Genomic DNA, 4,188 nt, shown 5'->3' on the forward strand with positions numbered 1-4,188 from the left:
CACATCTCCATATTAATCGACAATGATAGAAAGAATCGGGCCAATTACAACCTGACGTTTATCGATGAAACGACCGGTTGGTTATCTGACGGGAAAAAACTCTTCAAGACTTCGGATGGCGGATCCACCTGGTTGGCAACAAACCTTGAATTTGAGTACGGTATTGGTAAAGTAAAATTCATCTCGCAAAAACTTGGATGGGTAACTCATGGAAAGGATCTATTTAGCGTTACAACCGATGGCGGAGTAACGTGGATAAAACGAAAAACCGAAGAGATGAATTATCTACGTAATCAACTATTTGTCGATACCTTGATAGGGTGGTCATGTTTCGGGGATGATACGCTTCGGAAAACAACGGATGGAGGCATTCATTGGAACCCTGTCCACTGGAATCCTTCACAAGGATATGAGACTTTCACATTTCTCGATGCCATGAACGGTTGGATTGTAACACAACGGGAAACCATGAGAACGACCGACGGTGGCATTTCCTGGCTGACATATCCAAACCATGAGTATATGTACCCGCGCTTAGTCAAGTTTATCGATCAAAATCGTGGTTGGATAATAAGTTATGCGTGTAACATTTCAAGAACGACTGATGGCGGAAAAACGTGGATAACCTTCCAGAAACAGACAAATGATAACGAACATGAAAACATTGAAGACTTTCATTTCGTGTCACCTACTCACGGTTGGGTCGTAGGGAGATATGGATTGATAAAGACTACGACCGATGGAGGGGAATCGTGGATAACGGTTTCTTCTGGATCGACTGGTAACCTTACCCAAATCGCCTATCTTGACACTCTTAGGTTGTGGGCATTGGGATACGAAACGGTACTTCACACCAGTAATGGCGGGCAAACCTGGCTCACATTATTCCAAACGCCAAAAGACAGTTCTCTAAGATTTACTCACATATCCGTAACCGATTCTATTTGTGTTATCAATTGCATCTATGGATCGGGATATATTTCCTTCGATGGGGGAAAACACTGGGACAAGCAAAATGCGCCTGCCAGTATCTACCGAATCAACCTGATTGATTACTTTGATCGTTTGAATGGGTGGGCTGTTGGCGCTTCGGGGACAATTCTTCATACTTCAGACTGTGGAATCACTTGGGAAGAACAATTTAGCGGCACCAACAAAAATCTCACCAAGATTAAGACATTTTCCAAGAATTGTGTTATCCTCACTGGTGTAGAGGAACGATATAACAATTCGATTAATCTGCTGTTGTATACAACCGATGGTGGCGTGAATTGGGAGCGGATGGAGGAGGAGAATCTTACGTTATCCATTTCCAATGCCCGATTACACGATCGGGAAACACCGTTTGGTTCCTACAATGTGACAGAATCCGCTTCGGGTATTATCACCATTACCAATTGTAAAGAACTGAAGTACGAGTACCGAGGCGAGTACAGCTACACTATCGGTGATGTGACATGGACACTTGTACGCAGTCAACCCAGCATTTATTTCAAGAAAACCGGTATGAGTTTAATGCAATCCTATCCACTGGTGGTGAATAGACTAAACGCGATGACATTTATCAACGAGCGGAACGGCTGGATTGTCGGCGACGGGGGAACAATCTTGTACTATGGGCTTCCGCGCAAGTAGAGGAATAGGCAGGTTTGTCGACTGTCGATCAGGTCAATTAGATGTTTGCAAGTAACTCGTAACAAACCCGCGACGGTTTTAACACGGAAGTATTTCTGGTAGCAGATATCGTAAACAATAGCTCTCAAGTTTCTCATCATTGCAGTTCGCTCCAATTTCCATTGCAGATTACGGAGCATTTCCATTCTTTCTGTTTCTGACGTTAGAATGAATGACGATTGTTGCAAGTACCGGCTCATCACGTGTACTGAGACCACCCCCCGCTACATTCAAAAAAAAGACCCACTAACCACGAAGCCTTTTTTTCGTTATACCGTGATGAAAATCACAACTCAGCACTGTCGAAACTTGAAAACAGTTTGGGCATATCTCATGATTACTTTTCGTCAGTATATCAATGCGCAAGCAAGCTGTTACAAGGCGTAGGATAATAATCGCGATCAAGCATAATGAATTTGAACGGACTCCGCAATCACTGTTGTCAGCACACAGACAGAATCGTCAGTTCGGCGGTTTGATCACAATTCCAACAGTATGCTATTTCAACAACACCATCTTCTGCGTCTTCACAAATTCTCCGGCTTGCATCCGCATGAAATAGGTTCCCGATGAAAGATTCTTACCATCGAAGGTTACTCGATAACTGCCGGTTTGCTGTTTTTGATTCACGAGTGTAGCCACTTCCCGACCAGTAATGTCGAATAGTCTTAGTTCGACCATTCCCGGTTTAGAAAGTGAGTAGGAAATAGTGGTGGAAGTGTTGAATGGGTTGGGGTAATTCTGCGACAACAGATATTCATTGGGAATTGATTGCTCGCTCGAAGTAACTCCTGTAGAATCAGTTTGAAAAAGGCAAATAAAACAGTCCGCAGAACCTCCGTTATATGAAGTATCGAACCCGCTAGTAGTACGCGGAAAATCGGTTGAACTTGTACCACCTACACATATTACTGATTCACCACTTCCACAACATCCGCGAGCATCATCTCGGTTAGTTCCGCCTAGGTACGTTGAAAACTGCAATTGAGAAAGGGAGTTATTTAGAATTGATACATAGCTATCGGTTGATCCTTGTAAAATACGGGATATTGCCGTAGTTGTTGTTGGTAAATCACTACTATAAGTCGTACCAAAAACAGCGATTTGACCATTTTCTAACTTTTCCATTCCTTGCAATTGATCCGAAATTGAACCGCCCAGATAGGTACTTTGCAATAGTTGCGAAGCGTTACTATTCAGTCTTGCTATGAATAGATCTCCACCATAATCACCTTCGCCGTTGAACGTTGTATCATATGCAACCTGAGTTACGGGAAAATTGCCATACGCTTCACCTGCAACAATGATATCACCATTAGTTTCTCTCAATATGCACTTACCAACGGATGCACTATCATTTCCTAAAAATGTACTAAACAACAAATTCGATCCAGAACTATCAAAACAAGAAATGAAGCACTCTCCATTCCATCTCGAATTATTACTTGAATAAACTGAATCGTAAACGCCGGGTGTTGTTGGGAAGTCAGAGCTGGTCGTCCATCCAGTAACAGTAACTTCAAGGTGTGGGCTCACATAAATAGAGCCGCAAACCTCATCTAAAGTACCACCAAAAAAAGAACTATATAACAACTGAGACCCTGTGCTATTTATGTGAGTAATAAAGCAATCTCCACCCCAAGTAGGAAAACCACTACCACCAATGAAAAAACGGCACCAAGCATTATTCGTTGTTGGATAATCTCGACTATTTGTCATTCCTACGACAAAAACACCTTCAGTGTTGTCTGTTGCGATATCGTATGGTTGTTCTTCATATGAACCTCCAAGATAAGTACTATAGAGTAATTGCGATCCGGTCGAATTTAAATGAGCAACAAAGCAGTCTTGTGTTCCATTTAGCTGTAAATCACCGACCCCCGGAGTCGTGGGAAAATCTGTACTCATGGTTATACCAGTGACAGTGCAATTTCCGTTACTTTCATTTGCTATCGCAGTCCCATAATCCCCATTCGAACCTCCTAAATAAGTAGAATATATTAGTTGTTGGTTAGTAAGATTGAGTCTGCTTACAAAGCAATCCAATCCATGAATCGAAGTATCTATCGCACCGATAGAGGTCGGGAAATCAACACTTGCAGTATATCCACTAACAATTATTCCGTTTAAACCATCGTTTGATACTGTATAAGCAAAATCGTTGCCACTTCCCCCTAAAAACGTACTGTAAATGAGGGGATCGATGCGGAGGGTGAGATTTGGTTGGTAACCATTGGGGAGTACTATGCCGAACGTGTTTTGGTCGGTGAGGTGGAAAGCCGCATCGATTTCATTCCGGGTACCATTTGCCGACACTTGATACACACTTGGCAGTGCCGTTCGCAATTCTCCCAATGATGTTGGCAGGAGAAGCTCGGCAATGGGCAATGGGGATTGGGCAATGGGGGTTCCATTCGTAGGGGTTCGGGATTCGGTATTCGGGGTTCGAGAAGAAATTCCTACAGTGGTTCGCGACTCGGGAACCATGTCGCGAACATTTTCTTTTCCATCACC

2 protein-coding genes are annotated in these 4,188 nt (G+C 43.1%); one reads left to right on the forward strand and one right to left on the reverse strand.

Translation table 11 applies throughout. From position 1 onward, the window contains the following. Positions 1-1,635 (forward strand): YCF48-related protein (locus OEM52_14290; protein MDK9701305.1); only part of this gene is annotated, 1,635 nt, incomplete at its 5' end. Between the two features lie 537 nt (positions 1,636-2,172). Here the strand turns inward: OEM52_14290 and OEM52_14295 are convergent. Then, a partial coding sequence (locus tag OEM52_14295) for a T9SS type A sorting domain-containing protein (GenBank protein ID MDK9701306.1) occupies positions 2,173-4,188 on the reverse strand: 2,016 nt, incomplete at its 5' end.

It is taken from the genome of bacterium (assembly GCA_030247525.1).
In the GTDB taxonomy this organism is placed as follows: Bacteria; Electryoneota; JAOADG01; order JAOADG01; family JAOADG01; genus JAOTSC01.